At 70.8% G+C, this 26,446-nt stretch carries 28 protein-coding genes; 17 read left to right on the forward strand and 11 right to left on the reverse strand.

The window, feature by feature from the left end:
- Positions 1-4 precede the first annotated feature (4 nt).
- The 3 genes from RIF65_RS08025 to RIF65_RS08035 form a co-directional block, all read right to left on the reverse strand.
- The gene (locus tag RIF65_RS08025; RefSeq protein ID WP_309066720.1) at positions 5-475 is read right to left on the reverse strand and encodes an SRPBCC family protein; all 471 of its coding nucleotides are present in this window, start codon (positions 473-475) and stop codon (positions 5-7) included.
- Positions 476-600: 125 nt separating this feature from the next.
- Positions 601-2,244, reverse strand: a complete 1,644-nt coding sequence (locus RIF65_RS08030; RefSeq protein WP_309066719.1) for an FAD-dependent oxidoreductase — start codon at positions 2,242-2,244, stop codon at positions 601-603.
- Positions 2,245-2,348: 104 nt separating this feature from the next.
- A complete protein-coding gene (locus RIF65_RS08035; RefSeq protein WP_309066718.1) occupies positions 2,349-2,687 on the reverse strand; it encodes a DUF7882 family protein in 339 nt (112 codons plus the stop codon).
- Between the two features lie 73 nt (positions 2,688-2,760).
- Between RIF65_RS08035 and RIF65_RS08040 the strand changes: the two genes are divergently transcribed.
- Positions 2,761-3,111 carry a DUF7882 family protein gene (locus RIF65_RS08040; protein WP_309066717.1) on the forward strand — a complete coding sequence of 117 codons (351 nt, stop codon included), beginning with the start codon at positions 2,761-2,763 and terminating at the stop codon, positions 3,109-3,111.
- Here the strand turns inward: RIF65_RS08040 and RIF65_RS08045 are convergent.
- Complete coding sequence (locus RIF65_RS08045; protein WP_309066716.1) at positions 3,081-3,758, reverse strand: DUF6766 family protein; 678 nt, start codon at positions 3,756-3,758, stop codon at positions 3,081-3,083. The genes RIF65_RS08040 and RIF65_RS08045 overlap by 31 nt on opposite strands.
- 323 nt (positions 3,759-4,081) lie before the next feature.
- On the opposite strand from RIF65_RS08045, the gene RIF65_RS08050 reads away from it, so the two are divergent.
- The 3 genes from RIF65_RS08050 to RIF65_RS08060 all read left to right on the forward strand — a co-directional run bounded on the left by RIF65_RS08050 (position 4,082) and on the right by RIF65_RS08060 (position 6,611).
- Positions 4,082-4,519, forward strand: coding sequence for a CBS domain-containing protein (locus RIF65_RS08050; protein ID WP_309066715.1), 438 nt, complete (start codon positions 4,082-4,084; stop codon positions 4,517-4,519).
- Positions 4,520-4,548: 29 nt separating this feature from the next.
- A complete protein-coding gene (locus RIF65_RS08055; protein ID WP_309066714.1) occupies positions 4,549-5,043 on the forward strand; it encodes an FHA domain-containing protein in 495 nt (164 codons plus the stop codon).
- 275 nt (positions 5,044-5,318) lie between these two features.
- Positions 5,319-6,611: a M18 family aminopeptidase gene (locus RIF65_RS08060; protein WP_309066713.1), complete on the forward strand. Its 1,293-nt coding sequence runs from the start codon at positions 5,319-5,321 to the stop codon at positions 6,609-6,611.
- 367 nt (positions 6,612-6,978) lie between these two features.
- Here the strand turns inward: RIF65_RS08060 and RIF65_RS08065 are convergent, their stop codons facing one another.
- Positions 6,979-8,352, reverse strand: coding sequence for a pyridoxal phosphate-dependent decarboxylase family protein (locus RIF65_RS08065; RefSeq protein ID WP_309066712.1), 1,374 nt, complete (start codon positions 8,350-8,352; stop codon positions 6,979-6,981).
- Between the two features lie 137 nt (positions 8,353-8,489).
- On the opposite strand from RIF65_RS08065, the gene RIF65_RS08070 reads away from it, so the two are divergent.
- Both RIF65_RS08070 and RIF65_RS08075 read left to right on the forward strand, forming a co-directional pair.
- Positions 8,490-9,944: a purine-cytosine permease family protein gene (locus RIF65_RS08070; RefSeq protein WP_309066711.1), complete on the forward strand. Its 1,455-nt coding sequence runs from the start codon at positions 8,490-8,492 to the stop codon at positions 9,942-9,944.
- On the forward strand, positions 9,941-10,483 hold the full coding sequence (locus tag RIF65_RS08075; protein WP_309066710.1) for a cysteine hydrolase family protein: 543 nt from the start codon (positions 9,941-9,943) through the stop codon (positions 10,481-10,483). Before RIF65_RS08070 ends, RIF65_RS08075 begins: the two co-directional genes overlap by 4 nt.
- 6 nt (positions 10,484-10,489) lie before the next feature.
- Here the strand turns inward: RIF65_RS08075 and RIF65_RS08080 are convergent, their stop codons facing one another.
- Positions 10,490-11,989, reverse strand: coding sequence for a glutamate-cysteine ligase family protein (locus RIF65_RS08080; protein WP_309066709.1), 1,500 nt, complete (start codon positions 11,987-11,989; stop codon positions 10,490-10,492).
- A 94-nt stretch (positions 11,990-12,083) separates the two neighbouring features.
- On the opposite strand from RIF65_RS08080, the gene RIF65_RS08085 reads away from it, so the two are divergent.
- Genes RIF65_RS08085 through RIF65_RS08100 form a run of 4 tightly spaced genes read left to right on the forward strand, consistent with a single transcriptional unit; the run spans position 12,084 to position 16,107 of the window.
- The gene (locus RIF65_RS08085) at positions 12,084-12,935 is read left to right on the forward strand and encodes a tryptophan 2,3-dioxygenase (RefSeq protein ID WP_309066708.1); all 852 of its coding nucleotides are present in this window, start codon (positions 12,084-12,086) and stop codon (positions 12,933-12,935) included.
- Position 12,936: 1 nt separating this feature from the next.
- On the forward strand, positions 12,937-14,019 hold the full coding sequence (locus RIF65_RS08090) for a hydrolase (protein WP_309066707.1): 1,083 nt from the start codon (positions 12,937-12,939) through the stop codon (positions 14,017-14,019).
- A gap of 1 nt (position 14,020) precedes the next feature.
- The gene (locus RIF65_RS08095) at positions 14,021-15,295 is read left to right on the forward strand and encodes a kynureninase (protein ID WP_309066706.1); all 1,275 of its coding nucleotides are present in this window, start codon (positions 14,021-14,023) and stop codon (positions 15,293-15,295) included.
- On the forward strand, positions 15,292-16,107 hold the full coding sequence (locus RIF65_RS08100) for a PaaX family transcriptional regulator (protein WP_309066705.1): 816 nt from the start codon (positions 15,292-15,294) through the stop codon (positions 16,105-16,107). The genes RIF65_RS08095 and RIF65_RS08100 overlap by 4 nt, the downstream gene beginning before the upstream one ends.
- 37 nt (positions 16,108-16,144) lie before the next feature.
- On the opposite strand, the gene RIF65_RS08105 is transcribed toward RIF65_RS08100, so the two are convergent.
- Positions 16,145-16,627 (reverse strand): FBP domain-containing protein, encoded by a 483-nt coding sequence (locus RIF65_RS08105; protein WP_309066704.1) that lies wholly within the window; start codon positions 16,625-16,627, stop codon positions 16,145-16,147.
- 290 nt (positions 16,628-16,917) lie between these two features.
- Between RIF65_RS08105 and RIF65_RS08110 the strand changes: the two genes are divergently transcribed.
- The 5 genes from RIF65_RS08110 to RIF65_RS08130 all read left to right on the forward strand — a co-directional run bounded on the left by RIF65_RS08110 (position 16,918) and on the right by RIF65_RS08130 (position 20,720).
- Positions 16,918-18,510: a radical SAM protein gene (locus RIF65_RS08110; RefSeq protein WP_309066703.1), complete on the forward strand. Its 1,593-nt coding sequence runs from the start codon at positions 16,918-16,920 to the stop codon at positions 18,508-18,510.
- A complete protein-coding gene (locus RIF65_RS08115) occupies positions 18,507-18,818 on the forward strand; it encodes a hypothetical protein (RefSeq protein WP_309066702.1) in 312 nt (103 codons plus the stop codon). The genes RIF65_RS08110 and RIF65_RS08115 overlap by 4 nt, the downstream gene beginning before the upstream one ends.
- A gap of 1 nt (position 18,819) precedes the next feature.
- Complete coding sequence (locus RIF65_RS08120) at positions 18,820-19,638, forward strand: prolipoprotein diacylglyceryl transferase (protein ID WP_309066701.1); 819 nt, start codon at positions 18,820-18,822, stop codon at positions 19,636-19,638.
- Positions 19,622-20,281 (forward strand): hypothetical protein, encoded by a 660-nt coding sequence (locus tag RIF65_RS08125; RefSeq protein ID WP_309066700.1) that lies wholly within the window; start codon positions 19,622-19,624, stop codon positions 20,279-20,281. The genes RIF65_RS08120 and RIF65_RS08125 overlap by 17 nt, the downstream gene beginning before the upstream one ends.
- Positions 20,282-20,372: 91 nt before the next feature.
- Positions 20,373-20,720, forward strand: coding sequence for a hypothetical protein (locus tag RIF65_RS08130; protein ID WP_309066699.1), 348 nt, complete (start codon positions 20,373-20,375; stop codon positions 20,718-20,720).
- Between the two features lie 4 nt (positions 20,721-20,724).
- On the opposite strand, the gene RIF65_RS08135 is transcribed toward RIF65_RS08130, so the two are convergent.
- On the reverse strand, positions 20,725-21,129 hold the full coding sequence (locus RIF65_RS08135) for a hypothetical protein (protein ID WP_309066698.1): 405 nt from the start codon (positions 21,127-21,129) through the stop codon (positions 20,725-20,727).
- Positions 21,130-21,320: 191 nt separating this feature from the next.
- Between RIF65_RS08135 and RIF65_RS08140 the strand changes: the two genes are divergently transcribed.
- A complete protein-coding gene (locus RIF65_RS08140) occupies positions 21,321-22,394 on the forward strand; it encodes a C45 family peptidase (RefSeq protein ID WP_309066697.1) in 1,074 nt (357 codons plus the stop codon).
- Here RIF65_RS08140 and RIF65_RS08145 read toward each other — a convergent pair.
- A complete protein-coding gene (locus RIF65_RS08145; protein WP_309066696.1) occupies positions 22,383-23,423 on the reverse strand; it encodes a LacI family DNA-binding transcriptional regulator in 1,041 nt (346 codons plus the stop codon). The two genes, RIF65_RS08140 and RIF65_RS08145, sit on opposite strands and share 12 nt — an antisense overlap.
- 143 nt (positions 23,424-23,566) lie before the next feature.
- On the opposite strand from RIF65_RS08145, the gene RIF65_RS08150 reads away from it, so the two are divergent.
- Positions 23,567-24,874 carry an MFS transporter gene (locus RIF65_RS08150; RefSeq protein WP_309066695.1) on the forward strand — a complete coding sequence of 436 codons (1,308 nt, stop codon included), beginning with the start codon at positions 23,567-23,569 and terminating at the stop codon, positions 24,872-24,874.
- 111 nt (positions 24,875-24,985) lie between these two features.
- Here RIF65_RS08150 and RIF65_RS08155 read toward each other — a convergent pair whose 3' ends face one another.
- Both RIF65_RS08155 and RIF65_RS08160 read right to left on the reverse strand, forming a co-directional pair.
- Positions 24,986-25,792: an isocitrate lyase/PEP mutase family protein gene (locus RIF65_RS08155; protein ID WP_309066694.1), complete on the reverse strand. Its 807-nt coding sequence runs from the start codon at positions 25,790-25,792 to the stop codon at positions 24,986-24,988.
- Between the two features lie 112 nt (positions 25,793-25,904).
- The gene (locus RIF65_RS08160) at positions 25,905-26,138 is read right to left on the reverse strand and encodes a DUF1963 domain-containing protein (RefSeq protein ID WP_309066693.1); all 234 of its coding nucleotides are present in this window, start codon (positions 26,136-26,138) and stop codon (positions 25,905-25,907) included.
- Positions 26,139-26,446 lie beyond the last annotated feature (308 nt).

Genomic DNA, 26,446 nt, shown 5'->3' on the forward strand with positions numbered 1-26,446 from the left:
CCGGTCAGGGCGCGATGTCGGGGTCGGTGCCCGCGACGGTGTCGCGGTCGCCCCCGTCACGGCCTTCGCCCTCGATGTTCTCCTTGAAGCGCTTGAGGTCCATCTCGACCGCGCGCTGATCCAGGTGCAGCGCGGCACCCGCCTTCTCGATGAAGTTCTCCGGGGCCCACCCCATCTCGACGGCGACGCGGGTGCGGTCGGCGCCGAGCGGTGTGAAGCGCACCGATCCGGAGTGCATCTCCTCGGCGACGCTGACCCACGAGATGCGCTCGTCGGGGACCAGTTCGGTGGTGCGCGCGTCGAACTCGCGGCGTACGCCGGCGACGCGCACCACCCAGTGCGTCAGGTCGTCTCCGGTGCGGCGCACCTCCTCGACCATCGACATGAACGACGGCAGCTCCTCCAGTCGCGACCACTGATCGAACACCCGGCGGACCGGCGCGTCGACCTCGATCTCTGCGGTGACCTTCTCCATGTCCTGCTCCTTCCTCGTTCCGTCCGACTTCTCGTTCCGACCCGACGCTACGGCCCTGGCCTGCGGCGAGCGCGGGGGTTGACGCACGCACCGACGGCCCCTAGCGTGCCGCCGGCAGCGCCCATTCAGGACGAGACCGAGTCGCCTCCGACGGGTTCCCTCGGGCGCTCCTGACGACCGGCCGCCGACGGCAGGTCGCGCTGCGCCGGTCCTTCGATGACCCGCCCGTCGGGGGCGAACCGCGAGCCGTGCAGCGGGCAGTCCCAGGTGCGCTCCAGCGTGTTCCACCGCACCACTCCGCCCATGTGCGTGCACACCGCGGACACCTCGCAGGTCACCCCGTCGATCTCGCTGTGGGCGATCGGCTTGGCGCCGTCGCGACGGATGCCCGCGCGCACGCCCCGTTCGGTGTGCGTCTCGCCGGGTCCCGCCCATCCTCGGGCGGTGTGCGCGGCGACCTCGCCGACCGTGCGCGCCAGCTGCGCCGCGCCGCGGAGACTCTTGTGCCGGCGCGCCAGGCTCTGCGCCCATGCCGGCGCGTCCCCCTCGAGCTGTCCGCACAGGGCCAGCGCCGCCGCGACGGCCGTGGTCATGCCCCACTTCGCGAATCCGGTGGCGACGAAGATGCGGTCGTGCGACATCGGCATGGCGCCGACGTACGGCATCCGATTCGTCAGCCGGTAGTCCTGCGCCGCCCACCACCGCACCCGCTTGGCGGAGGGGAACGCCTGTGCGGTCCAGCGGTCCTGCGCGCGCAGGATCCGGCGGGTGTCGGGCACCCGGCCGGGGAAGAACGACGGCCCGCCGACGACCAGCAGCTCGCGGCCGTGCTCGTCGACCGCGGGACGCAGCGACCGGGTCACCGGGTCGGCGGACAGGTACATGCCCTGCGGCACCGGGCCCTCGATGGTGTACGCCGCCACGATCTCGCGGGTGGGGGTGAGGGTGGCGAAGAACCCGCCGCGGTCGATCGCAGGGAAGCCCGTGGCGATGATCACGCGCTGCGCGCGCACCGCGCCGCGGGTGGTGTTCAGCGTGACACCGTGCGCTCCGGCATCCGCGGCGGTGACACGGCAGCGGTCCACGATCCGGACGCCGGCAGCGCGCGCCTTCGCCGCGAGGACCGCGAGCGCCACGAGCGGCTGCAGCTGGCCCTGCTCGGTCATCACCAGCGCACGGGAGACCAGGAACGGCAGCCCCACCTCGCCGAAGCGCGTCTCGAAGGTCACCCCCGCGACGCGCATGGCGTCGGCCTCGGCCTGCAGCGAGCGGATGCCGGGCTGGCTCGTGGCGTACGTGAACGCCGGCTGGGGGCGCAGCGCGTCCGGCACCTCGGCGAGCTCGGCCTGGATCCAGTCGCGCGCCGCCGCGCCCGCCTCGGCGTAGGAGCGCACGGCGTCGTCGCCGCTGAACCGCCGGATGTCGCCGTACCGGGTGCCCTGCAGCAGGCTGGCCTTCCCCGTGGTGCGTCCTGTCGTCCCCGCGCCGACCGTGGTCGCTTCGAGCAGGAGCACCTCGTGTCCACGGCGGCGCAGTTCCAGCGCCGTCGTCACCCCGGTGAGCCCGGCGCCGACGACCACGGTGCCCGCCGAATCCGGCAGGAGGTCGCCTGCCTCGATCTCCGGGACGACGTCACGCCACACCGCGGTCCCGTCGCGCGAGTCGCGGGCGACGGCGTCCACTTGATCCTGCGGCGGCTCCCCCGACGGCTGCGGGTCCTGCTCCGGCGAATGCTCCGGCTGCTGCTCCGGCGACGGCGATGATGACATGCTCGGCCTCCTCGTGTGGACGGTCCGAGCGTGTCATCCGCCGGGCGGGAGCACGCAGGGGCTTGACAACCACCGCGTGCGACCGCGATCGCGCGAAGGCCGGGTCAGGCGATGCGCACGCCCTCCGCGTCGCCGGGAGCCTGCTCCTCCGGCGGTTCGGGAACGAGGTGCAGCCCGGTCGGTGTGTTGGCGGTGAAGGCGAGGGCCTCCACCCAGGCGCGGTTCACGGACGGCTGACGGCTGCCGTAGTACTTGAAGACGAGCGAGCTGCTGGGCTGCACCCACACGGTGGTGCGGCCGCCGCCGACGCTCGGGTCCTCGCGCCAGCTGAACGGGAACGGCTCGCCGCGGCGCAGCTTCGCGGTGATCACCAACTGGAGGTGCGTGAGCGCGCGGTCCTCGAACTCGGTCTTCACCGTGCCGTCGTAGATGAATTTACCCATGGCTTCCCTGCATCCTCTATGTCCTCAACGTGTCCCCTGGCGAATCCACCCCGTGCACGGCTAGCTTATCCAGATGGGTTGGCTCTACTACGGCGGGAACGCGGAACCGATCGAGATCGAGGACCGCGCCCTCGCCCACCTCAAGGTCGTGGTCGCCACGAAGCTGCGCCGGCAGGAGAGCTTCACATTGTCGTGGCAGCACCCGCCGGAGGGCCCGATCGGTCGCTCCACCATCTGGCTGCACCCGTCGATTCCGCTGCGCTTCGTCTTCACCGAGCCGACACCGCCGCCGCTGAGCGCGGAGTGGATCACCGCGATGGCGAACTCCGCGAACACCAGCGGCGGCATCATGCTGCTGCCGGAGCACGTCGAGGCGGAGCCCGTATCCGACTCTCAATCGGACTCCTCGGACGACACGGCGTGAGCGACGCCGACCGGCTTGGATTCGGCCGACGCGCGCTGGCGCAGGAAGATCGAGAACGCCACCATGGTGCCGACCGCGAGGAACTCGCTCTGCCAGTTCTGCAGGGTGCGGTCCCAGAAGTCGGGTGAGCCGAGGTACTCCAGCCAGGTCACGGGCGGCTGCCCGTGCTCGGCGTTCTCCTCGTTCATGACGACGGTCCCGGCGAAGGACTGCACCAGCCACGACAGCACGAAGATGCCGCCCATCACGAGCACGAGCGAGTTCTCGTACACCACGCGCCGCCAGCCGGACGCCTTCGCCCACGCGGGCGCGTTCTCGGGGGCGTGACGGCCGACCTTCTGCTCCTCGTCGGTGCCGACGCCCTCGTCCCCCGGCTTCTTCGACTCGGGCGACCCGCGCTGCACCAGCCAGATGGTGGCGACGATGAACAGCAGGAACTGCAGGAACTCCGACTGCCAGTTCTCGGCGACGTCCACGACGAAGTCGCTGGAGAACACGAAGCCGAGGTAGCTCTCCAGCGGTTGCCCGTGCTGCGCGAGCTCCTCGTTCGTCTTCAGGAAGCCCGCCACCGATTGCCCGAGCAGGGCGGCGACGAACAGCACGAAGAAGAACAGTCCCAGCGCGTTGTCCTTCACGAATCGTCCCATGTCAGCGCCCCACCGCCAGGACGACGAACATCGCGGCGAACCCCGCGATCACGGCGCCCATCCACATCCAGAAGATCACGTGCGGTCCGATCGGCTCCTGCTTCGGCATCGGTTCTCCCTCCGTCGCGACCGGGGTCGGTCGACTCACACGGCGACCGGGATCGGTCGCCTCTGCAGCGGCCCGACGGCCACCACCTGTCAGATGGTCTCGGCCGCGCCGGCCCCGGCCCAAGGGGGTTGACGCCGCGCCGCGGCACTGTCAACCCCCCTTCTGCGCCGAGAAGCGCCTGCGTACGGTCGGGGCAGGTGGAACACGGGATGCAATGAATGAGAAGGGACGGGAGATCATGACGCTCACGCGCGACATCATGACGTCGGATGCGAGATGCATCGGCGAGAACGACGCGCTGACGATCGCCGCGGAGATGATGCGAGAACTCGATGTCGGAGCGCTCCCGATCTGCGGAGAGGACGGCAGGCTGAAGGGGATGCTGACCGACCGGGACATCGTGGTGAAGGCCCTCGCGGACGGGCTGGACCCGGAGACGACGAACGCGGGCCGGCTGGCGAGCGGGAGGCTCGTCTACGTCAGCGCCGATGACGACATCGAGGTGGCGCTGGCGAAGATGCAGGAGAACCAGATCCGCCGGGTGCCGGTGATCGAGGACCAGCGGCTGGTCGGGATCGTCAGCCAGGCCGACATCGCCCGGCATCTCGAACCGGAGACGACCGGCGAGACGGTGGAGAGCATCTCGCGCTGATCGCAGGCGCGACGAGACGGAGGAGAGACATGGACGAGCAGACGCAGGGATACCAGCCGACGACGACGCACGCGGAGTGGGGCGCGGGCAAGCCGCATCTGCTCATCTCCCGGGGTGACGACGAACGCATGGTGTACGACCTCACCTCCGACGAGGTGACCATCGGCTCCGCCGCCGGCAGCAGTGTGCTGCTCGAGGGTGCCGACCCGGTGCACGCCACCATCGTGCACGACGACCGCGACGAGTACGTGCTCACACTGCACGGCGCCGGCGAGATGAACGCGAACGCCGACGAGGGCCCGGAGGGCGAACGGACGGAGATCCTGCGGACCGGCGCTCGATTCACCATCGGCGACTGGACGCTGGTGTTCGGCAGGCAGGAGTTCGCCGACCACGGCCGCCCGTATGGCGGACGCCAGGGCGGCGAGCTGTCCGACCAGCCTCCGCAGCCGCAACGGCCGGACTACCGCGCCGACCGCTCCGGCGAGGAGCGGCCGCGGGGTGAAGAGGTCCGCGACGGCTGAGCGCTCGACAGGGTCGGCGTCCGCAGGGCGCCGGCCCTTCGCGTGCGCGTCGGCGACCGACTGGGGAAAGCGCTCAGAAGGAGATCCCGGTGGCAGGTTCGCGACGGCGCCTGACTCCACGATTTGGACGACGGCCGTAGGCGGCTGCTTCCCCGCTTCGACACGGAACACGGTGATCGCGCGCCGGCTGTTCCCGCCCGCAATGGCATCCTCTCGCCGGGTCGCGCCGCCGCCTCGCGGCGGTCGGCAGCGCCCTCGCGGATACGATCGGAGACATGCCCGCTTCCTCCGCACCCCTCGCGCATGCCTCCGATCTCGCCGACTTCGTGGCGGCATCCCCGTCGAGCTACCACGCCGCGGAGGAGGTCGCCCGACGCCTCGAGCATGCCGGGTTCACGCGCCTGGACGAGACTGCGGCCTGGCCGCAGCAGCCGGGCGGACGCTTCGTCGTCCTGCGGGACGGCGCGGCGATCGCCTGGGCCGTGCCGACGGATGCCGTGCCGACCACGCCTGTGCACGTGCTCGGTGCGCACACCGACTCCCCCGGTTTCAAGCTCAAGCCGCGACCGACCACCGGTGCCAAGGGATGGCTGCAGGCGGCGGTCGAGGTGTACGGCGGGCCGCTGCTGAACTCGTGGCTCGACCGGGAGCTGCGCCTCGCCGGGCGGCTCGCCCTCGCCGATGGACGCGTCGTGCTGGCGGCGACCGGGCCACTGCTGCGTCTGCCGCAGCTGGCCATCCACCTCGACCGCGGCGTGAACGACGGGCTCGCGCTGGACAAGCAGACCGGCACCCAGCCGGTGTGGGGCCTCGGCGACCCCGAGTCGGCCGACCTGCTCGCCGAGCTCGCCGCCGAGGCGGCCGTCGACCCCGCCGAGATCCGCGGCTTCGACGTGGTGGTGGCGGATGCCGCTCGCGGCGCCGTGTTCGGCAAGGACGGGGCGTTCTTCGCGTCGGGCCGGCTCGACGACCTCGCGTCCGTCCACGCGGGCGTCGGCGCACTCATCGAGGCCACCACTCGCCGCGGGGCGGGGGGCGCGGTGATTCCGATGCTCGCCGCGTTCGACCACGAGGAGCTCGGTTCGGAGTCACGCTCCGGCGCCGCGGGCCCGTTCCTCGAGGACGTGCTCGAGCGCGTCTACGACGGCCTGGGCGCCGACGCGTCGGACCGCCGGCGTGCGTACGCGTCGTCGTGGTGCCTGTCGAGCGACGTCGGCCACTCCGTGCACCCGAACTACGTCCACCGTCACGACCCGGTGGTGCAGCCGGTGCTCGGGTCGGGTCCGATCCTCAAGATCAACGCGAACCAGCGCTACGCGACGGATGCCGTGGGCGCAGCCGCCTGGGCGGGATGGTGCGAGGCCGCCGGCGTCTCCTCGCAGGAGTTCGTGTCCAACAACACCGTGCCGTGCGGGTCGACCATCGGCCCGCTGACGGCCACGCGGCTCGGCATCCGCACGGTGGATGTCGGCATCCCGATCCTGTCGATGCACTCCGCGCGCGAGCTGGCCGGGGTGAGCGACCTGTACGACCTTTCCCGCGTCGCCCGCACGTTTTTCGCAGGCTGACCCGCCCGGCCCCGCGCATCGCGCCGCGTCTTCGCGTCTGCGTGCTCTCAACACCCCGGGTTCGCGTCGACACCCCGGGCTGCGGGCGCCGGGAACCCGGGGTCCCGGCGGGAAACCGGGGTGTCGGCGGGATTCGCGCGTCGGACACGTCGACACCCCGGGTTCGAAACGCGAGGTTCGACGTCCTGCACGCCGCACGCCCGAGGCGACGGGAACCCGGGGCGCCCGCACCGCGCCCGCCCCGCACGCGCCCACACCCCGAGTTTGCGTCGACACCCCGGCCTGCGGACGCCGGCAACCCGGGGTCCCGGCGGGAAACCGGGGTGTCGGCACCGCGGGGGCGAGGCGACGCCACGCGCCCGCGCGCTCAGACCATCGTGTCGAGGATCGCGACGAGGTCCTCGAAGGTGGTCAGCGGGTTGAGGATCGCGAAACGGGTGTTCGGGCGCCCCGCGTGCGAGCTGGGCACGACGAACGCGTGCTGCTCGTCCAGCAGCTTCGCCGACCAGCGGTCGTAGTCGGCGCGGGTCCATCCGTCGCGCTCGAACACGACGACCGAGAGCTGCGGATCGCGCACCAGCGTGAACCCCGGGCGGCGGTCGATCTCCTCGGCGATCCGGTGCGTCAGCGCGATCGTCGACGACACGGCGTCGCGGTACGCCTGCACACCGTACGTGGCCAGCGAGAACCACAGCGGAAGCCCGCGCGGACGGCGCGTGAGCTGGATCGAGTAGTCCGACGGGCTGAAGTCGTCTGTCTCGGTGAGCGTGTCGAGGTACTCGGCGTGCTGGGTGTGCGCACGACGCCCGTGCTCGGGGTCGCGGTACAGCAGCGCACAGCAGTCGAAGGGCGCGAACAGCCACTTGTGCGGATCGACGATGAGCGAGTCGGCGCGCTCGACGCCGGCGAAGATCGGCTTCGCCTCGGGCGACAGCATCGCGGTCAGGCCGTAGGCGCCGTCGATGTGCAGCCAGAAGTCGAACTCGTCCTTGAGGGCGGCGATGCCCGCGATGTCGTCGACGATGCCGAAGTTCGTCGACCCCGCGGTGGCGACCACCGCGCACACGTCGTCGCCGTGCTCCTCCAGCGCGGCACGCACCGCATCCGCTCGCAGCACCCCGTCCTCGCCGGCGGGGACGGCGATGACCTCGGCGTCCATCACTCGCGCGGCGGACTTGTTCGAGGAGTGCGCCTCGAGGCTGCACACGATCTTCCAGCGCGCCGGGGCCGGCTGCCCGGCAACGGCACGCTTCTCGCGGGCGGCCTCGCGCGCCGCGACGAGAGCTGACAGGTTGCCGATCGTGCCGCCCTGCACGAACACACCGCCGGCGGATGCCGGCAGGCCGAACTCGCTCGCCAGCCAGTCGAGCACCTCGTTCTCGGCGTGCACCGCGCCGGCGCCCTCCAGCCAGCTGCCGCCGTAGAGACCGGATGCCGACACGACCAGGTCGAACGCGACGGCAGCCATCGTCGGCGCGGTGGGGATGAACGACAGGTAGAGCGGGTGGCTGGTCGTCAGGCACGCCGGGGCGAGGATGTGCTCGAACACACTGAGCGCACGCTGCGCCCCGAGCCCGCCGTCGGTGATCGTCGCGCCCACCAGCCTGCGCAGCTCCGCGGGGGTCTGCGGCTTGTCGAGCGGCACGTCGTCGGCCAGCATCCGGCGACGGGAGTAGTCGAGCACGGCGTCGACGATCGCGTTCGATTCGGGTGAGGCGGCGTGCATGCGCACGGGGTCCATGAGTGGTCCTTTCGACGGTGAAAGCGCGGGGCCGCGAGGGGGCCGGCGATCAACGCTACCCCGTCGGCAGGCTCCGTCCCGCCACGATTTCAGCAGGATGCTGGGGGGCCGGGCGTCCGCAGTGCCAGGATGAGGGCATGTCCGAGAAGATCGCTGCAGCCCCGGCGCTCGTCGAGCGCACCGGTATCGAGATCGTCCCCGAATCCGACCGCACGGCCAAGCCGAGTGACCTGTTCTGGCCGTGGTTCGCCGCCAACGTCTCGGTCTTCGGCATCAGCTACGGCGCGTTCGTGCTCGGCTTCGGCATCTCGTTCTGGCAGGCCACGCTCGTCGCCATCGTCGGCATCGTCGTGTCGTTCCTGCTGTGCGGGCTGATCGCGATCGCCGGAAAGCGCGGCTCGGCTCCCACGATGGTGCTGTCCCGCGCTGCCTTCGGCGTGCACGGCCAGAAGGTGCCAGGCATCGTATCGTGGCTCACCTCCATCGGGTGGGAGACGTTCCTCGCGATCATGGCAGTGCTCGCCACCGCCACCGTCATCACCCAACTCGGCGGGGACGGCGGCAGCATCGCGCTGCAGGTCGTCGCCACCGTCATCGTCGCAGCGCTCATCGTCACGGCATCCGTGCTCGGGTACCACACGATCATGAAGATGCAGTCGGTGCTGACCTGGGTGACCGGCGTCGTCACGATCGTCTACATCCTGCTCACCATCCCCGCGATCGATCTCGGCGCGGTGATGTCGACGCCGTCCGGCGGGATCGGTCCCGTCGTCGGCGCGCTGGTGATGGTCATGACCGGCTTCGGGCTGGGCTGGATCAACATCGCGGCGGACTGGTCGCGCTACCAGAAGCGCACCGCGTCCGACGGCGCGATCGTGTTCTGGAACACGTTCGGCGGGGCGATCGCCCCGGTGCTGCTGGTGATCTTCGGTCTGCTGCTGGCCGGGTCCGACCCCGACCTCGCTGCCAAGATCAGTGCCGACCCCATCGGGGCCCTCGCCGAGCTGCTGCCGCTGTGGGTGCTCGTGCCGTTCCTGCTGACCGCGGTGCTCGCCCTCGTCTCGGGCGCGGTGCTGGGCATCTACTCCTCCGGGCTCACGCTCATCAGCCTCGGCATCCGCATCCCCCGCCCGGCGGCGGCGTTCATCGACGGCGTCATCCTCACCCTGGGCACCGTCTGGGTGGTGTTCTTCGCCGACGACTTCCTCGGGCCGTTCCAGAGCTTCCTCATCACCCTCGGCGTCCCGCTGGCGTCGTGGGCCGGCATCCTCATCGCCGACATCCTGCGCCGCCGCCGCGACTACGACGAGGAGGCGCTGTTCGACCCGAACGGCCGCTACGGATCGTGGGACTGGATCTCTATCGGCACGATGGTGGTCGCTTCGATCATCGGCTGGGGGTTCGTCATCAACCTGTTCGCCGACGCCGCCCCGTGGAACAACTGGCAGGGCTACTTCCTCGGCCTCGTCGGCGGCCCTGACGGACCGTGGGCATACGCCAACCTGGGCGTGTTCTTCGCGCTCGTCCTGTCGTTCGTCGTGACGTGGTTCGCCCGCGCCGGCCGGATCCGCCGGCAGGAGGGCACCGCGTGACCGCCGGCTGGCTGGTCGTCGTCGATCCGCAGCAGGTCTTCGCGTCGCCCGACTCCGCCTGGGTCTCGCCGTTCTTCGCCGACGCGATGCCGCGCATCCGCCGGCTCGCGCACGCCTTCGAGGAGCGCGTCCTGGTCACCCGCTGGATGCCGACCGCCGACCGCTCCACCTCGTGGGGCGACTACTTCGCCGCGTGGCCGTTCGCGGACAGGCCGGCATCCGACCCGCTGTACGACCTCGTGCCGGACGCGCGCCACCTGTCCGAGCTGCCGACGCTCGACCTGCCCACGTTCGGCAAGTGGCGGCCGGAGCTGGAGGCGATCGTCGGGCGAGGCGCGCGCGTCGTGCTGGCCGGGGTGTCGACCGACTGCTGTGTGCTCTCGACGGCTCTCGCCGCGGCGGATGCCGGAGCGCACGTCACCGTCGCCACCGACGCCTGCGCGGGTTCGACCGCGGAGAACCACGCGGCGGCGCTGCACGTGATGGGCCTCTACCCGCCGCAGATCACCCTCGCGACGACCGCGGAGATCCTGGCGTAGTGGCGGCTACCTGTCCCACCAGGTGTGCACCGGCTCGCCCTCGTGCATCCGCTGGAGGTACTCCGCGAGCATGCCGTGCAGCGCCGCGCTGCGACTCTCTCCCGCCGCCTCGCGGGCGGCCACCTGCTCACGCTGCCAGACCGCGCCGTTGCGACCTGTGAGGCAGCGCTGCTCGATGATCCCGAGGTAGCGGTCGCGCACGTCGGCGTCCACTCCGTAGGCGTCCAGGCCCTCCGCGGCGGCCGGCAGCAGCCGGCGCAACACCAGCTCGCGCGGGCCCACCCAGCCCATCTCCGGCCAGTACAGGCGGGATTCGATGCCGTCGCGGGCAGCCGAGTGCAGGTTCTCCTCGGCCGCGTCGAACGTCATCTGCGACCACAGCGGCCGGTCGGCGTCGGCGAGGCTGCGCACCAGCCCGTAGTAGAAGGCCGCGTCCGCCAGGACGTCCGCGACGCTCGGCCCGCCGGGCAGCACCCGATTCTCCAGGCGCAGGTGGTGCCCGCCCTCGCCGACGTCGTAGATCGGCCGATTCCAGCGGTAGATGGTGCCGTTGTGCATGCGCAGCTCCGACAGTGCCGGGCTCTCGCCGCGCGCGAGCACCTGGAACGGATCCTCCTGGGTCCACACCGGCAGCAGCGCAGGGAAGTAGCGGGAGTTCTCCTCGAACAGGTCGAAGATCGACGTGATCCACCGCTCGCCGAACCACACCCGCGGGCGCACGCCCTGGTTCTTCAGCTCCTGCGGCCGGGTGTCGGTGGCCTGCTCGAACATCGGGATGCGCGTCTCGTGCCAGAGCGCCCTGCCGGCGAAGAACGGCGAGTTGGCGGCGAGCGCCACCTGCACACCCGCGATCGCCTGCGCCGAGTTCCAGTACGACGCGAACTCCTCGGGCGGGATCTGCAGGTGCAGCTGCACCGATGTGCACGCCGCCTCGGGCAGGATCGTGTCGCACACGATGTCCAGGGTCTCCCGCCTGCCGCCCTCGCGCAGGGAACGCCCGTCGAGCTGCAGTTCGATGTCCTCCCCGCGAGCCGCGAGGACCTGCTGGCCCAGCATCCCGTAGCGCGGGTCGGCCGAGATCCACTGCTCGGTGAAGTGGTGCTCGTCGAGGGTGGGCAGCATGCCGATCATGGCCAGCCCGCTGCCGGCGCTGCGCGCCCGCTCGTCGGCCGCGTTCAGCGCCATCCGCAGGGTCGTCTCCAGCTGCCCGATGCCCTGGCCGTCGAGCGGACGTGGCGCGACGTTGATCTCGATGTTGAACTGGCCGAGCTCGGTCTGGAACGCGGGGTTCGCGATCGCCTCGAGCACCGCCTCGTTCGACATCGCCGGGTCGCCGGCGTCGTCCACCAGGTTGAGCTCGATCTCCAGCCCGAGCTGCGGCTCTGAGACGTCGAACTGCCCTTCCGCGAGCATCGTCGCGAGGGCGTCCAGGCACCTGCCGACCTGGAGGCGGAAGCGGGTGCGGTCCTGCCTGGTGAAGCTTCGAACGTCGACGCTGTCTCCCATGCGGCGACGCTACCCGTTCGGCGGGGGCGCCGTCGACCTCACCTCTTCATTTCACATCTATGACGACCGACACGATCATGATATGGTGGCGGGCATGGTCGACGGAGACAACCAGCGCGCGCTCGAGGACGGCATCGTCACCGATCTCAAGGATCGGATGACGTACGGCTCGTACCTCGACCTCGACCGACTCCTCGGTGCGCAACATCCGGTCAGCCGTCCAGAGCACCACGACGAGATGCTGTTCATCATCCAGCACCAGACCACCGAGCTATGGCTGAAGCTCGTGCTGCACGAGCTGGGCACCGCGCGCGACCGGCTGGCGGCCGACGACCTCCGCGCCGCGCTCAAACACATCGCCCGCGTGAAGCACATCCAGGAGGTGCTGACCCAGCAGTGGTCGGTGCTCGCCACCCTCACGCCCACCGAGTACGCGCAGTTCCGCGGCGACCTCGGCAACTCTTCTGGCTTCCAGTCGGTGCAGTACCGCGCGGTGGAGTTCGCGCTGGGCAACAAGCACGAACGGATGCTGGGCGTGTTCCGCGATCACCCCGAGAACCTGGCGCTGCTCACCGCGGAGTGGGAGCGCCCCACCCTGTACGACGAGTTCCTGCGGTACGTCGCCCGGCGCGGCCTGCCGGTGCCGCGGGTGGTCCTCGACCGCGACGTGCGGGAGCCGTACCGCGAGCACCCCGAGCTGATCCCGGTGCTCAAGGAGGTGTACGAGAACCCGCACGAGTACTGGGACCTGTACGAGGCGTGCGAGGAGCTGGTGGACGTCGAGGACAACTTCCAGTTCTGGCGCTTCCGGCATCTGCGCACGGTCACGCGCACCATCGGCCGCAAGGTCGGCACGGGCGGCTCCAGCGGCGTGGACTTCCTGCGGCGCGCGCTGGATCTGACGTTCTTCCCCGAGCTGTACAGCGTGCGCACGGAGATCGGCTGACATGAGGGCGGTGACGTTCTTCGACGGCACGGCCCTGCGGGAGGGCCTGCTCTCCTGGGCGCCCGGCCGCGGCCCGGTCGTCGTCGACGCCCCCGCTCCCGCCGGCACTCCCCGGCTGGACGGCGTCATCACCGGCCGGTTCACCGACCATCACGTGCACCTGCAGCTGGTCGATCACACCCGGCTCGCGGCGTCCCGGCTGGGCAGGGTGACCGATCTCGGCGCCGACCTGGACTGGATCCGGGCGGTGGCACAGCGGCCCGGTGTTCATAACTCAGGAGAATTCGGCGCGAAGCGCCCGGAAACACCCGCTGACGGCAGAAACCGGCCCGATGTTCCTGAGAAACGAACACCACAGGTCGAGTACGCCGGCCCGTTCCTCACTGCGGTGGGCGGCTACCCGTCCGACCGGGAGTGGGCACCGGCCGGTTCCGTGCGTGAGATCGCGGATGCCGACGACGCGGCGACCGTCGTCGCCGCGCTCGCGTCCGCCGGTGCCGCGTGCGTGAAAGTGGTCGCCAACAGCGACGCCGGCCCGGTGCTCGGCGACGACCTGTTCCGCGCGATCGCGCAGCACGCCGCCGCGCGCGGCCTCCCGCTCGTCGCGCACGCCGAGGGCGCGGGCCAGGCGATGCGCGCGATCCGCCTTGGCGCCGCGCGTCTCGCCCACGCCCCGTTCACGGAACGGCTCACCGACGACGAGATCGGCGAGCAGGCGGCCACCGCGGAGTGGATCTCGACGATGGCCGTTCACGACGGCGACGCGTACCAGAACGTCGTCGACAACGTCCGGCGGTTCCACGCCGCAGGGGGCCGGGTGCTCTACGGCACCGACATGGGAAACGGCCCCACCCCGGTCGACGTCCGCAACAGCGAGATCGCCGCCCTGCGCGCCGCGGGCATCGACGGCGCCGACCTGCTGTGCACGATGGCGCCGGAGGACCCGCGCGACGCGGCGTCCGCCCTCCTCCTGCTGCCCGACGGCGACCCCAGCCGCTCCCGCCCGCTCACTCCGGAGGACCTCACCTTCGACGACCGCACCCCGACGACCCCGAAGACCCCGAAGACCCCGACGGAGCCCTGATATGACCGACACCACCCTCACCGGCGACCCGGCCGCCGCCGACCCGGCCGCCTCGCTGCTCGACGAAGCACGCACCCTCGACGCCGCCGACCCGGTCGCCCGGCACCTCGACGCGTTCGCCGACGCCCCCGGCGTCACCGCATACCTCGACGGCAACTCTCTCGGCCGGCCGCTGCGCGATCTCCCCGAGCGCGCCGCCCACTTCATCCGTGAGGACTGGGGCACCCGGCTCATCCGCTCGTGGGACGAGCAGTGGATGGACCTGCCCATGCAGCTCGGCGACCGCATCGCGGAGGTGTGCCTGGGCGCGGCGGCAGGGCAGACGATCGTGGCCGACTCCACGAGCGTGCTGCTGTACAAGCTGGTCCGGGCGGTCCTCGACACTCGCGCGCACCGGCCGGGCGCGGCGGGCCGCGACGAGATCGTCATCGAGTCCGGCAACTTCCCCACCGACCGGTTCATCGTGGCTGGCATCGCGGAGGAGACCGGTGCGACGGTGCGCTGGCTGGAGCCGGATGCCGTCACCGGCGTGACCGCCGATGACGTGGCCGCCGCCGTCTCCGAGCGCACCGCGCTGGTCGTGCTCAGCCACGTCGACTACCGCTCCGGATCGCTCGCCGACATGCCCTCGATCACCCGGGTCGTCAAGGACGCCGGCGCGCTCATGCTGTGGGACCTGTGCCACTCGGTCGGCGCGGTCCCCATGCAGCTGGACACCTGGGGCGTCGACCTCGCCGTCGGCTGCACCTACAAGTACCTCAACGGCGGGCCCGGCTCCCCCGCGTTCGCCTACCTGCGCGCGGAGCATCAGGGCGTGCTGCGACAGCCGATCCACGGCTGGTGGAGCGCCGCCGACATCTTCGCCATGGGTCCGGAGTACGCGCCGGTCGCCGGCATCCGACAGCTGCTCAGCGGCACCCCGGCGGTGCTGTCGATGCTCGGGATGCAGGGCATGCTCGACCTCATCGCGGATGCCGGGATCGGGGCGGTCCGTGCCAAGTCCGTCTCGCTCACCGACTTCGCGGTGCGCGCCCACGATGCGCTGCTCGCCCCGCTCGGCGCCCGGCTGCTCAGCCCTCGGGCGGCGTCGCAGCGCGGCGGGCACATCACGATCGGACATCCGTCGGCCCGGGAGGCCACGAAACGACTCTGGGCGGAGGGCGTGATCCCCGACTTCCGGTTCCCTGATGGTATCCGGCTCGGCCTGTCGCCGCTGAGCACCTCGCACCAGGAGACGCTGCGCGGCATGCTCGCGGTGCGCGACGCCCTGGCATGAGCGTCGCCCCTCCCGGCGCCGTCCTCGACGACGTCGACGCCCGCCCGGGCAGCGCCACCTCGCTGCTGCGCACGGTCGTCGGCCTGTATCTGCGACGCCTGGGCGGCACGGTTTCGGCAGCGGCGCTGGTCGCGCTGGCCAGGGACCTCGGCATCACCGACGGTCGTGCGCGCACCGCGATCGCCCGCCTCAAGCAGAAGGGTGTCCTGTTGGCCGCCCCCGACGCCGCCTACGCCCTGAACCCGGCCGCGGTGCGGATGCTGGAGCGCGGCGACCGCCGCATCTTCCACGTGCGCACCATGGCGATCGGCGACCCGTGGTGCCTGGTGACCGTCACCGTGCCGGAAAGCAGACGCGACCTGCGCCACCAGGTGCGGCGCCGACTGCAGTTCCTCGGGGCCGGGGCGGTCGCCGCCGGCCTGTGGATCCTGCCTGGGCATCTCGAGGACGAGGTGGAGCTGCTGCTCGCCGACCTAGATGCCAGGGAATGCGCGACCCTGTTCACCGCGCACGATCCGCGGCCGCCCGTGGCGCTGGCCGAGGCGGCCGCCGGGTGGTGGGATCTGGACGCGCTGCGGGCCGAGCATGAGCGCTTCCTCGCGTCGGCCGCGGCGCTCGACGGCGCGGAGCCGTTCGCGGGGTACGTGCGGCTGATCGACAGCTGGCGGGTGCTGCCGTACGTCGACCCCGGCCTGCCTGTCGAGCTGCTGCCCGCCGACTGGCCGGGGCGGCGCAGCGTCGACGTGTACCGGCGACTGTCGTCCCGCCTGGCGGAGCCGGCGTGGGAGCACGTCCGCTCCCACGCCGGCTGAGCCGCCGCCGGCTGAGCCGCAGGCCGAGGATCCAGAGTCAGCCGAGCTCGCGGACGAAGGCCGCGACGTGCTCGCGCAGCCGCAGCATCCGCATGTCCCGGGCGAGCTCGCGGTCGTACCCCTCGTAGGCGAGCGCGGGCAGCCGGCGCACGTTGTCGGAGCAGCCGAAGTTCTCGCAGATCAGGGTGCCGATCGTGTTGCCGTTGCGGCCGGACGCGCCGGCCTTGCGCGCCGAGAAGAACTGCGCGTCGTTGCGGAGGGTGACGTCCTCGCACCAGGCGCACTGCGCGCGCACCCGGGTGCGCTGCTCGGTGCGCTGCAGCAGGATGCCGACGGTACGGTCGCCGTCCTCGGCGATGACGTACGCCCGCTTCGGCAGCTTGGGGTCGAACCAGCCGAGGTAGTCGAGTCGGTCGAAGTCGATGTCGTCGAAGCCCGGAGGCAGGGTGAGCGAGGAGACCTCCTTGCGGGAGGCGTTGAGGAACGAGGCGCGGATGGCGCGTTCGTCGACGGGTCGCATGAGCGTGTGCTTTCTGTCGGTTGCGCCGGGACGGCGCGACGAACGGCCGCGACTGCGGCCGGAGGAGAGGACGGCATCACCGGATCGGATGCCGGGTGCGGCGGACCACCGGGGACGGGGGTTCCGCCACCGGATCGCACTCAGACTCTGAAGCCGGCGCGGTGTGCGCCGACGGTCCTCCTCCGCGCCCCGCGGGCGCACTCTGCGAACAGCACCCGTCGATCTTACGCGGGGCGGCGACGATCGCGAGTCACCCACCGTGCGGATGCTGCCGGCGCTAGTGTCATGCCATGGTGCACAAGACCGGGCCGGGGATGCCGCTGCGTGACCATCGCATCCACCGATATGTGAACGCGTTCTGCCCGGCGTGCCACACCGAGAAACCCGACCAACCGCTCAGCGAGGTGCGGCGCCTGTCGGGATGGCTGGCGAACCGTGATGGCACGGTCTGGCTGGAGCGCGGCTGCCCCGAGCACGGGCTGATCTCCACCATGTACGACGAATCCGCCGAGATCCTGACCTACCTGGAGCAGTGGACGGCGCCGACGAAGGTGCACACTCCCGACACGGTGGGGAACTTCAAGCCGGTGCCGCAGGCGTACGAGGACGGGTTGCCGCAGATGCAGACGCAGCACACCTGCATCCTGCTGGAGGACATCACCGACCACTGCAACCTGCGCTGCCCCACGTGCTTCGCCGAGTCCAGCCCGGCGGCATCCGCCATCGCTCCGCTGGCCGACGTGCTCGCGTCGGTCGACGCGCGGCTGGCGCGGGAGAACGACCGCATCGACGTGCTGATGCTGTCGGGCGGCGAGCCGACTCTGTACCCGTGGCTGGAGCAGCTGATCGAGCACCTGGTCGCGCGGCCGGTCGTGCGCATCCTGCTGAACTCGAACGGGCTGCGCATCTCCAGGGACGACGAGTTCGTGGCGTTCCTGAAGCGGCATCGCGAGCGGGTGGAGGTGTACCTGCAGTACGACGGCGAGTCGGCCGAAGCCTCGGCGTATCACCGCGGCGCCGACATCCGCCGCTTCAAGCAGCGCGCGCTGGAGCGGCTGTCGGATGCCGGGATCTTCACCACCCTGACCATGACGGCGGCGCTGGGCGTGAACGACCACGAGATCGGGGCGGTGATCCGGCGAGCGCAGCAGACGCCGTACGTGGGTGGCGTGACGATCCAGCCCGTGTTCGGCTCTGGTCGATCGGTCGGCATCGACCCCAACGACCGACTCACCCACACCGGCGTGCTGGCGCGGCTCGGCCCGCAGACCGACGGCGAGATCACCTGGCGGGATCTCACCGCGCTGCCGTGCAGCCATCCGCACTGCTGCTCGGTGGGCTACTTCCTCAAGGACGACGCGGGTGAGTGGAAGTCGCTGGTCGCGCTGATCGGTCACGATCGGTTGAAGGAGTTCCTCGAGCTGAACCCCGACCTGATCGCGAACCGCATCGCGGACTCGAACATCAACAAGGCGATCCGCGACGTGGTGAAGAACTCGCTGCTCGATCTGCTCAGCGAGCAGTCGTCGCTGTCGCACCCGTCGATGAGCGACATCTGGCGCGACATCTGCGTGAACTGCGACCTCGGCATCGGCACGCTCGCCACGCTGGCGGCGTCGCGGCTGCCTGGTCAGCACGGCCGGATGCGGGCGATGCTCGCCGACCGGGTGCTGCGGGTGACGGTGAAGCCGTTCATGGACATCAACACGATGATCGAGGAGCGGCTCACGCAATGCTGCGTGCACGTCGCGACGGTGAACGAGACCACGAACGCCCACCAGTGCGCGCCGTTCTGCGCCCTGCAGGCGTGGGCACCCCTCTCGCGCACGCGCCTGTCGACGGCGACGGGGAGCCGCGCTTCGCTTCCGATGGTGACCCCGTGACCACGCCACCCCTGAACCAGTACGACGCCTCCGTCGGCGACCCGCCCGGCGCGTTCGACCCGCTGCGCCTGTGCGTGTTCACTACGATCGCGGCGATCTCGTGCATCCTCGGGCCGCTCGCGGTGCTCGTCTTCGCGCTGGTCGCGATCGCGGGATACGCGCGCGCACGCCGGGCCGGGCTGATGCGCTCGCGCTGCAAACTGGGCGACACCCGGCTGGTCCTCGCCTATCTGGGCGCGATCGCTGTGGCATCCGCGGTCGCCATCCCGTTCTGGGTGATGCTGTGGGTGCGGATGCTGGCGGTGTGACGTGTTCCCGACCCTGACCGACCTCATGCCCTGGCTGCCCGCGCTGGACACCCATTCGGTGTTCGTCGGGTTCGGGCTGATCGTGGCCGGGATCGTCTTCCTGATCGAGAAGCGCCGCCGCGGCGTGACCGATCATCGCATCGCCTACCTGGTGCTGGGAGCGCTCGCCGGCGCCGCCGTCCTCGCGCGGCTCGGCACGTGGGCGCAGCATCTCGACCCGGCGAAGAACCTCAGCCTCGCCGACCAGCTCGCCTACGGCAACGCGTCGATGCTGTCGGCGTTGGTGGGCGCGTGGCTCGGTGTGCACCTCGCGAAGCGGCTGTGCGGATACCCGGGCAGGTCGGGAGACCTGTTCGCGCCGGCGGTTGCGCTGGCGATGGGGATCGGCCGGATCGGATGCCTGCTCACCGAGGAACCCGGCACGCCGACCGGCTCCGACTGGGGGATCGTGCTCGACCGGTCGGCGGCCGCGCGGGTCGGAGCGGATGCCGGCGTGCCGCTGCACCCCAGCTTCCTGTACGAGATCGCCTTCCACCTGATCGCGTTCGCCGCGCTCTGGTTCTGGCTGCGTCACCGCCCGATCGCGCCGGGCGAGACGCTCACCCTGTACGTGGCGGCGTACGCGGTGTTCCGGTTCGCCGTCGAGTTCGTACGCGGCAACGAGGTGGCATGGCTGGGGCTGACCCGTCCGCAGCTCTTTCTGCTGGTGACGATTCCCCTGTTAGCCGCCAGAATCGTATGGATGCTGCGCACCGGCCGCCTCGTCGCCGCGGCGCCAGCCCGACCGGAGAGGAACGTGCCCCATGAGCAGCACGCCTGACGAGCCAGACCGCCCCTCCGACGAGACGTCGAATGGTGAGCCGCCGTCGGGCGATCAGCCGCCGTGGGAGCCGCCCGTTCCGCCCGCACCGCCCGAGCAGTGGGAGACGCCGGGGCAACCGCAGTCGCCGGCGCTACCGTCGCCCCCGCCGCCGTCGCCGCAGCCACCGTTCGTGCAACCGCCGGCCCCGCCGTACGGGCAACCGGCCCCGCCGTTCGGGCAACCGGCCCGGCCGTTCGGGCAACCGCCGTACGCGCAGCCACCGGCACCGTTCGGACAGGCACCCTACGGACAGGCACCGGGAGCCTACGGCCAACCGGGGACCTATGGCGGGCCCGGCCCCTACGGCCCGCAGCCGCCGCGCACGGGGCTGAGCTTCGGGGCCAAGGTCGGCATCGGTCTGGCCATCGGCTTCGCTGCGCACGTCGTGGCATTCGTGCTGATGTTCTTCACCTCGAACCTGCTGCGCGACTTCGCGGTGCTCGGCCTGCTGCTGCCGTACATCATCGTCGCGGCCGCGGCGGGGGTGCTGATGTTCTTCCCCGCGACGCGGGCGTACGCCACCGGCGTGCTGATCATCTCGGCATCGATGTGGTTGCTGATCATCGGGCCGTGCATCGTGCTGCTCGGCGGATTCGCCTGACGGGGCCCAATGTTGCCTCACGTTTCACCGCCGCTTTGGCCGTCGCGGAGGCCGACGTAATCTCGGAGCACCCCATCGTGAGGAGTGCACCGTGACCACGCCACTGACCCGCCGTCCGCCCTTCGAGGTGCGTGAGCGTGCGGCGTGCATGTGCGGCCACGGGTACTCCTGCTCGTCCTTCGCCCCGGGGCACGCGCTGCACCTGATCCAGGCGCGGATGGCATCCGCCACCCCGCTCGCCTGGACGGATGCCATCGTTGAGACGGCGGACGCCGCATCCGGCATCCTGTCGGTGCGCACGCTCGACGGCGTCGAGTACGCGCTGTGGAATGCCGGCGGTGCCGCGCTGGAGGCGCCGTCGGGAACGCCGGTGTCGCTGCACCGGGGCTACGGCGTGCTGTCGGTCGGCCGAGTGCAGTACAACGTCGCGGTGCGCTGACGCCTCAGGAAGCCATCTTCGACATCGACTCCCGCATCGCCATGCAGGCGTCCATGCAGTCCTTGCACGCCTGAGCGCACATCCGGCACACGTCGCTGTGCTCGGCGTGCTTGGCGCACTCGTCCATGCACATCCGGCACATCGCGACGCACGCGCCGAGCATCGCCGTCATCGCGGAGGGCGTCATCCCCTGCATCCGCATCATGGCCCGCATCATCGTGTTGCACATGTCGGCACAGTTCATGCACGCCGGGCTGCAGTCCATCATCTGGGTGGAGCACACCACACACGCCTGCTCGCATGCCGCACACGCGTCCATACACGCCTGCAAGGCCGACATGTCCATCATCTCCATGCCGGGCATCGAGGCCATGTCCTTCGACATGGCGTCCATCATCATCGAGTCCATCGCGCACCGCCTTCCTCTCGGTCGTCACCGTCTGGGAGCGGGCAGGAACACCCGCCTGCGGTCAGAGTACGCCCGGGCGGCGGGGGCGTCGAGAGGCGATCGCGCACCTGGCCCGGCCGACGCGCATCCTGGCGCGTGCGACGGCATCCGCACCGCTTGTACAAAACGTTTTAGCTGCCTAGCATGGCGCCATGCAGCTTCATTTCATCGACTCCTCCGCCGCCGACGCCGATGCCCGCGGTCGGGAGCTGGGCGAGCGGTTCGCCCCGCAGTTCCGCGAGAGCGTCGACCTTTACCTCGAGCACTTCGGCGAGCTCGGCATCCCGGCAGAGACGGTCCGCGCCATCACCGAGCGTTCGCACGCCGCACTGGCCGCGTGGGCGCCGGGTATCGCCGCCGAGACCGAGGCGATCGCGTCCGCGTCCGGCATCGAGCTGTGGCAGCTCGCCGCGGTCGGCGCGCGCACCGAGGTGCTCGGCGTCGCCCCGAAGCGGAACGCCGCGGAGTGCTCGACCGCGGTGCGCACGGGACCCGGCATGTCGCCGGAGAGCATCCAGACCTGGGATTGGCACGATTTCCTCGTGCCCGACGGCCTGATGCGCACCTTCACCTCCGACGCCGGACTGCAGGTGAAGCTGTTCACCGAGTTCGGCACCGCCGCGAAGATCGGCGTGAACGACGCCGGCGTCGGCCTGCACTTCAACATCCTCATGCACGAATCCGACTCGGATGCCGGTGGCGTGCCGGTGCACGCGGTCGCGCGGCGCATCCTCGACGAGGCGCGCAGCCTGGACGACGCGATCCGCATCGCCGAGTCCGCCACGGTGAGCGCGTCGACCGTGCTCACCGTCTTCGAATCCACCGAGCAGGGATCGCGCGCGGCGAGCATCGAGCTCTCCCCCGCCGGCATGGCGCTGGTCGAGCCCGGCGAGGACGGCTGGCTGTTCCACACCAACCACTTCCTCGACCCGCGACTCGCGGCCGGCGACACCATGCCCGAGGCGTCGGAGACCCGGGAGCGCTACGACCACCTCGACGCGGTGCGCGAGTCGCTGGGCGGGCTCACCCCGTCGGCGCGCGCCGCGGCCGCCTGTGGCGGCGCGGGTGAGGACGCGGTGATCTGCATCCGGCCTGATGAGGCGCTGTCGCGTCTGGACCAGTGGAAGACTCTGCTCACCATCGGCGTGGACGTCGCCGGGTTCGCCCTGGACTACTTCCCCGGCACGCCCGCCGAGGCGGCGGAGCAGGGCATGTCACGCCTCTGAGCGCTGCACGCCCTCCGGCGAGGTCCGCGTCGACGCCCGTTGCTTCAACTGCACACCTGTGAGGCGCGGACCTTCGCATTCCCCGGTGTCGAGCAGCTGCACCAGCATGTCGAGCAGCGCGTCGGCGGTGTCGGCGAGCCCGAAGGAGAACGCCGAGATCGCCGGCTTGGCCGATCTCGCCTGCTCCGAATCGGATGCCGCGAACACGAGCACGTCCCGCGGGACGACCACGCCCCGGCTCTGCAGTTCGGCCTGGAGCCCGGCCGCGTGCCGCCCGGTCATGCACAGCACCGCGTCGGGCAGCCCGTCGTCGGCGATCCGTCGGGCGGCGTCCGCGCCTCCGGCAACGCCGGTGCGCTCGGGCTGCTGGTAGACCCGCGGGGTGCAGCCGGTGCGCTCGCACCACTGCAGGTACTCGATGCGGTAGTCCTCGTTCCACGCATTGCGGTCGGTGCCGTTCAGCAGCACGATCTCGGTGGCACCGGCGTGCTCCAGGTGGTGCAGGGCGCGGCGTGCGGCCTCGCGGTCGTCCTCGGACGCCCAGCGGTGATGGTCTGGCCGGCCCGGCTCGCGCCCGTAGGTGACGTACGGGATGCCGCGCCGCTCGAGCATGGCGGTGACGGGGTCGTCGGCCTGCGGGCTCATCACCGCGTAGCCGTCGAGGGCGAACGCGAGCGGCGGCACGGACGGCCCGCTGATGTCGGGGACCAGTGTGAGACTCAGGCCGCGGGCGAGGGCTTTCGCCGCGAAGATGCCGGCGAAGCGGTCGAACACGTTCACGCCCTCGGGTGTGTAGTCGCCGAGGATGTCGAGCGACCGCATCGTCAGGCCGATGGCGTCGATCCGTGCCTGCCGCATGCCGCGCGCGAAGGCATCCGCCTGGTAGCCGAGCTCGTCGGCCACGCGACGCACCTTCGCCCTGGTGCTGGCGCTGACCGTGCCCTTGCCGTTGAGCGCGTGCGAGACCGCCGTGATCGACACGCCGGCCCTGGCCGCAACGTCGCGGATCGTGACGCCGTTCCTTCTCATCGGATCCTCCTCAGGATCGAGTGTTGCATAAAACGTTTTGCGTCACTAGCGTGACTTCGCAGCAGCAGACGGCCCCCTCCGCCCGCTGCCGACCCGCCCCCCTCACTCTCCTCTTCCGAGGACGACGTTCAAGGACGAATGCCATGTCGCAAACCCAGACCACGCCCGAAGCGGGCCGGACCGCTCCCCCGGTCACCAGCCAGCGCACCTTCTTCATCTCCGGGCTCGGCACCGCGCTCGAGTTCTACGACTTCATCATCTACGGTTTCGCCGCCTCGCTGGTGTTCCCGCAGCTGTTCTTTCCCAACGTGGACCCGCTGACCGGCACGCTGGTGGCGTTCGCGGCCTTCGGTGCCGGCTTCGTCGCCCGCCCGCTCGGCGGCATCGTCGTCGGGCACTTCGGCGACCGGATCGGCCGCAAGTCGATGCTCGTGCTCACGCTGCTGATCATGGGTGTCAGCACCTTCCTGATCGGATGCCTGCCGACGTACGAGACCGTGGGTCTGCTCGCTCCGGTCCTGCTCGTCGTGCTGCGACTCACCCAGGGCTTCGCCGCCGGCGGTGAGTGGGGCGGCGCGTCGCTGTTCGGTATCGAGAACGCCCCCAACGGCCGGCGCGGCCTGTGGGGCAGCTTCACCAGCATGGGCATCGGTCTGGGCAGCGTGTTCGGCAGCGCCGTTTTCCTCGGCCTTGACGCGATCCCTGGCGTGGAGCTCGTCGACGGCGCGTGGCGCGTGGCCTTCTGGCTCGGCGGTCTGCTGGTCATCGTCGGCCTGGTCGCTCGCACCCGGATGCCGGACGAGAAGATCGATAAGGAGCGCGCGCCTCGTGTGCCGCTCGCGAACGCGATCCGCCGCCACCCGAAGCAGGTGCTGCTCGCGATCGGTGTCGCCTTCAGTTACAACACCCTGGCCTACATCGGCACGATCTTCACGATCACGTACTCGCTGCAGCGCGGCTTCACCGACACGGACACCCTGATCTTCCAGTTCGCGGGATCAGTCGCCTTCGTGGCAGCCGCACCGCTCATGGCGCTGCTGTCCGACCGGATCGGCCGCAAGAAGGTCGTCATCGGCGGCGCCGTGATCTACGCCCTGTTCTTCTTCGCCTTCCTGGGCATCGTGGACACCGGGATTCTGGTGCTCGCGATCTTCGCGAACATCCTGATGAGCGTCTTCATGGCGATGCCGCAGGGCGTGATCCCGTCGTTCCTCGGCGAGCAGTTCTCCAAGGAGAGCCGCTACTCGTCGATCTCGACCACCTACCAGATCGGCGCGGCGCTCGGTGGCGGCACCGCGGCCCCGTTCGCGACCGCGCTGTTCATCGCGTTCGGCAAGGACTCGCTCGGAGTCGCGCTGTACTCGACCGGCGCCTGCCTGCTGCTCGCGCTGTGCGCGTTCGGTCTTCGGGAGACATCCCGCATCCCGACCGCGGAGCTCGGCGAGCGCTGACCCCTCGCCAGCAGACGGCGGCGGCCGCACCCTTCCCGGGTGTGCGGCCGCCGCTTTCTTCTTCTCCGGTGCGCCGGCGCTGTCCGGTCCGCCGGCGCAGGCGCCGTCCGGTCAGTGCGTGAAACGCCGCTGGGTCTCGGCGTAGGTCATCGCGCCGTCGAGGAAGCCGAGCGTGCCGGCACCCCGCAGCTCCCGCCCCGCGCGCTCGACGAACGACAACGCGGCGCGGGCGAGCCCGCCGCCGACGCTGACCCGGCGCACGCCGAGGGAGAACAGGGTCGGCGCGGGGATGACCTTGGCCGCCAGGCCGGCCACGACGTTGAGCGGCGCGGGGATCTCCGCCGCGAGCCGGCGGATGTCGTCCTCGTCGTTCACGCCGGGGACAAAGATGCAATCGGCGCCCGCGTCGATGTAGCGGTGGGCTCGGGCGACGGTCTCGGCGAACGGATCCGCGGCGCCGCCGATGAAGAAGGCGTCCGTGCGCGCGTTCAGCACGAACGAACCGCGCGGCGCGGCCTCCCGTGCCGCCTGCAGCCTCTCGACGGCCTTCTCGACGTCGAAGAGCTCGCCGTCCTCGGCGTCCTCGAGGTTCGCGCCGGCTGCGCCGCGCTCGGCGACGCGCGCGACGGTGCGCGCCACGGCGTCCGGGGTGTCGCCGTAGCCGGTTTCCAGGTCGGCGCTCACCGGCACGCCGACGGCCGTGACGATCTCCGCGACGCGCTCGATCATCCTCTCGGGGTCGACAGCGCCGCCGTCCGGAACGCCGTACGACCACGCGATGCCGGCGCTGGTGGTGGCGATGGCGGGGAAGCCGATCCCCTCGAGGATGCATGCGGAACCGGCGTCCCACGCGTTCGGGATCACGAACCCGGGGCCGGAGTGCAGCGCAAGGAGAGCGCCTGCGCGATCTGCGGACATGTCTACCGGCTTTCGTCAGGGGTGGGTCGGTCGCTCTCCACGGTAGCGACATCGGCGCCGCATACGACCACGCTGTCGGTCGATCGGCATCCGCCTTCCGCACGGAGCAGTTTCATCCCAGGCGCATCAGGCACCAGGCTCTGCCGAAGTCACGCGCCGCCAGGTCGGACCGGCGGATCCACACCTCGAGGTGGCCGGCATCGCCGAACCAGCCTTCCAGGTGGGTCCAGCTCTCCAGGTCGAGCAGCAGGACGTACTCGCCTCCGGGCGTCAGCGGCAGGACTTCCGCGAGCACGTCGCGGGCGCCGGCGGCGCCTTTCCAGCTGTGCCCGTACAGATGGGACAACGGCGTGTGAACCTTCTCGCGGCCGGCTCTGTAGAAGCTCTGCCATGCTTCGAGGATCGAGTTTGGCGTGGCCGCAGCCAGGCCGCAATCTCCTCACTCACGCCGTTGATGGGTGGCGACGGGGCCGGGCCTGCTGCCACGCTCTCCTCCTGACATCATCCCGGCTCGGACATGCGGGGTGCGGGTTATCGGCAAGAAAGTGTGGACGGGTTCTCGTATTAGCCGCGTGATTTCGCGGTAGAACGGGGATCGGTATGGTTCACGATCCATAGTCGTGAAGCCTCCGACGAACTCGGCACGTTGTTTGG

This window comes from Microbacterium sp. (assembly GCF_031180975.1).
In the GTDB taxonomy this organism is placed as follows: domain Bacteria; phylum Actinomycetota; class Actinomycetes; order Actinomycetales; family Microbacteriaceae; genus Microbacterium.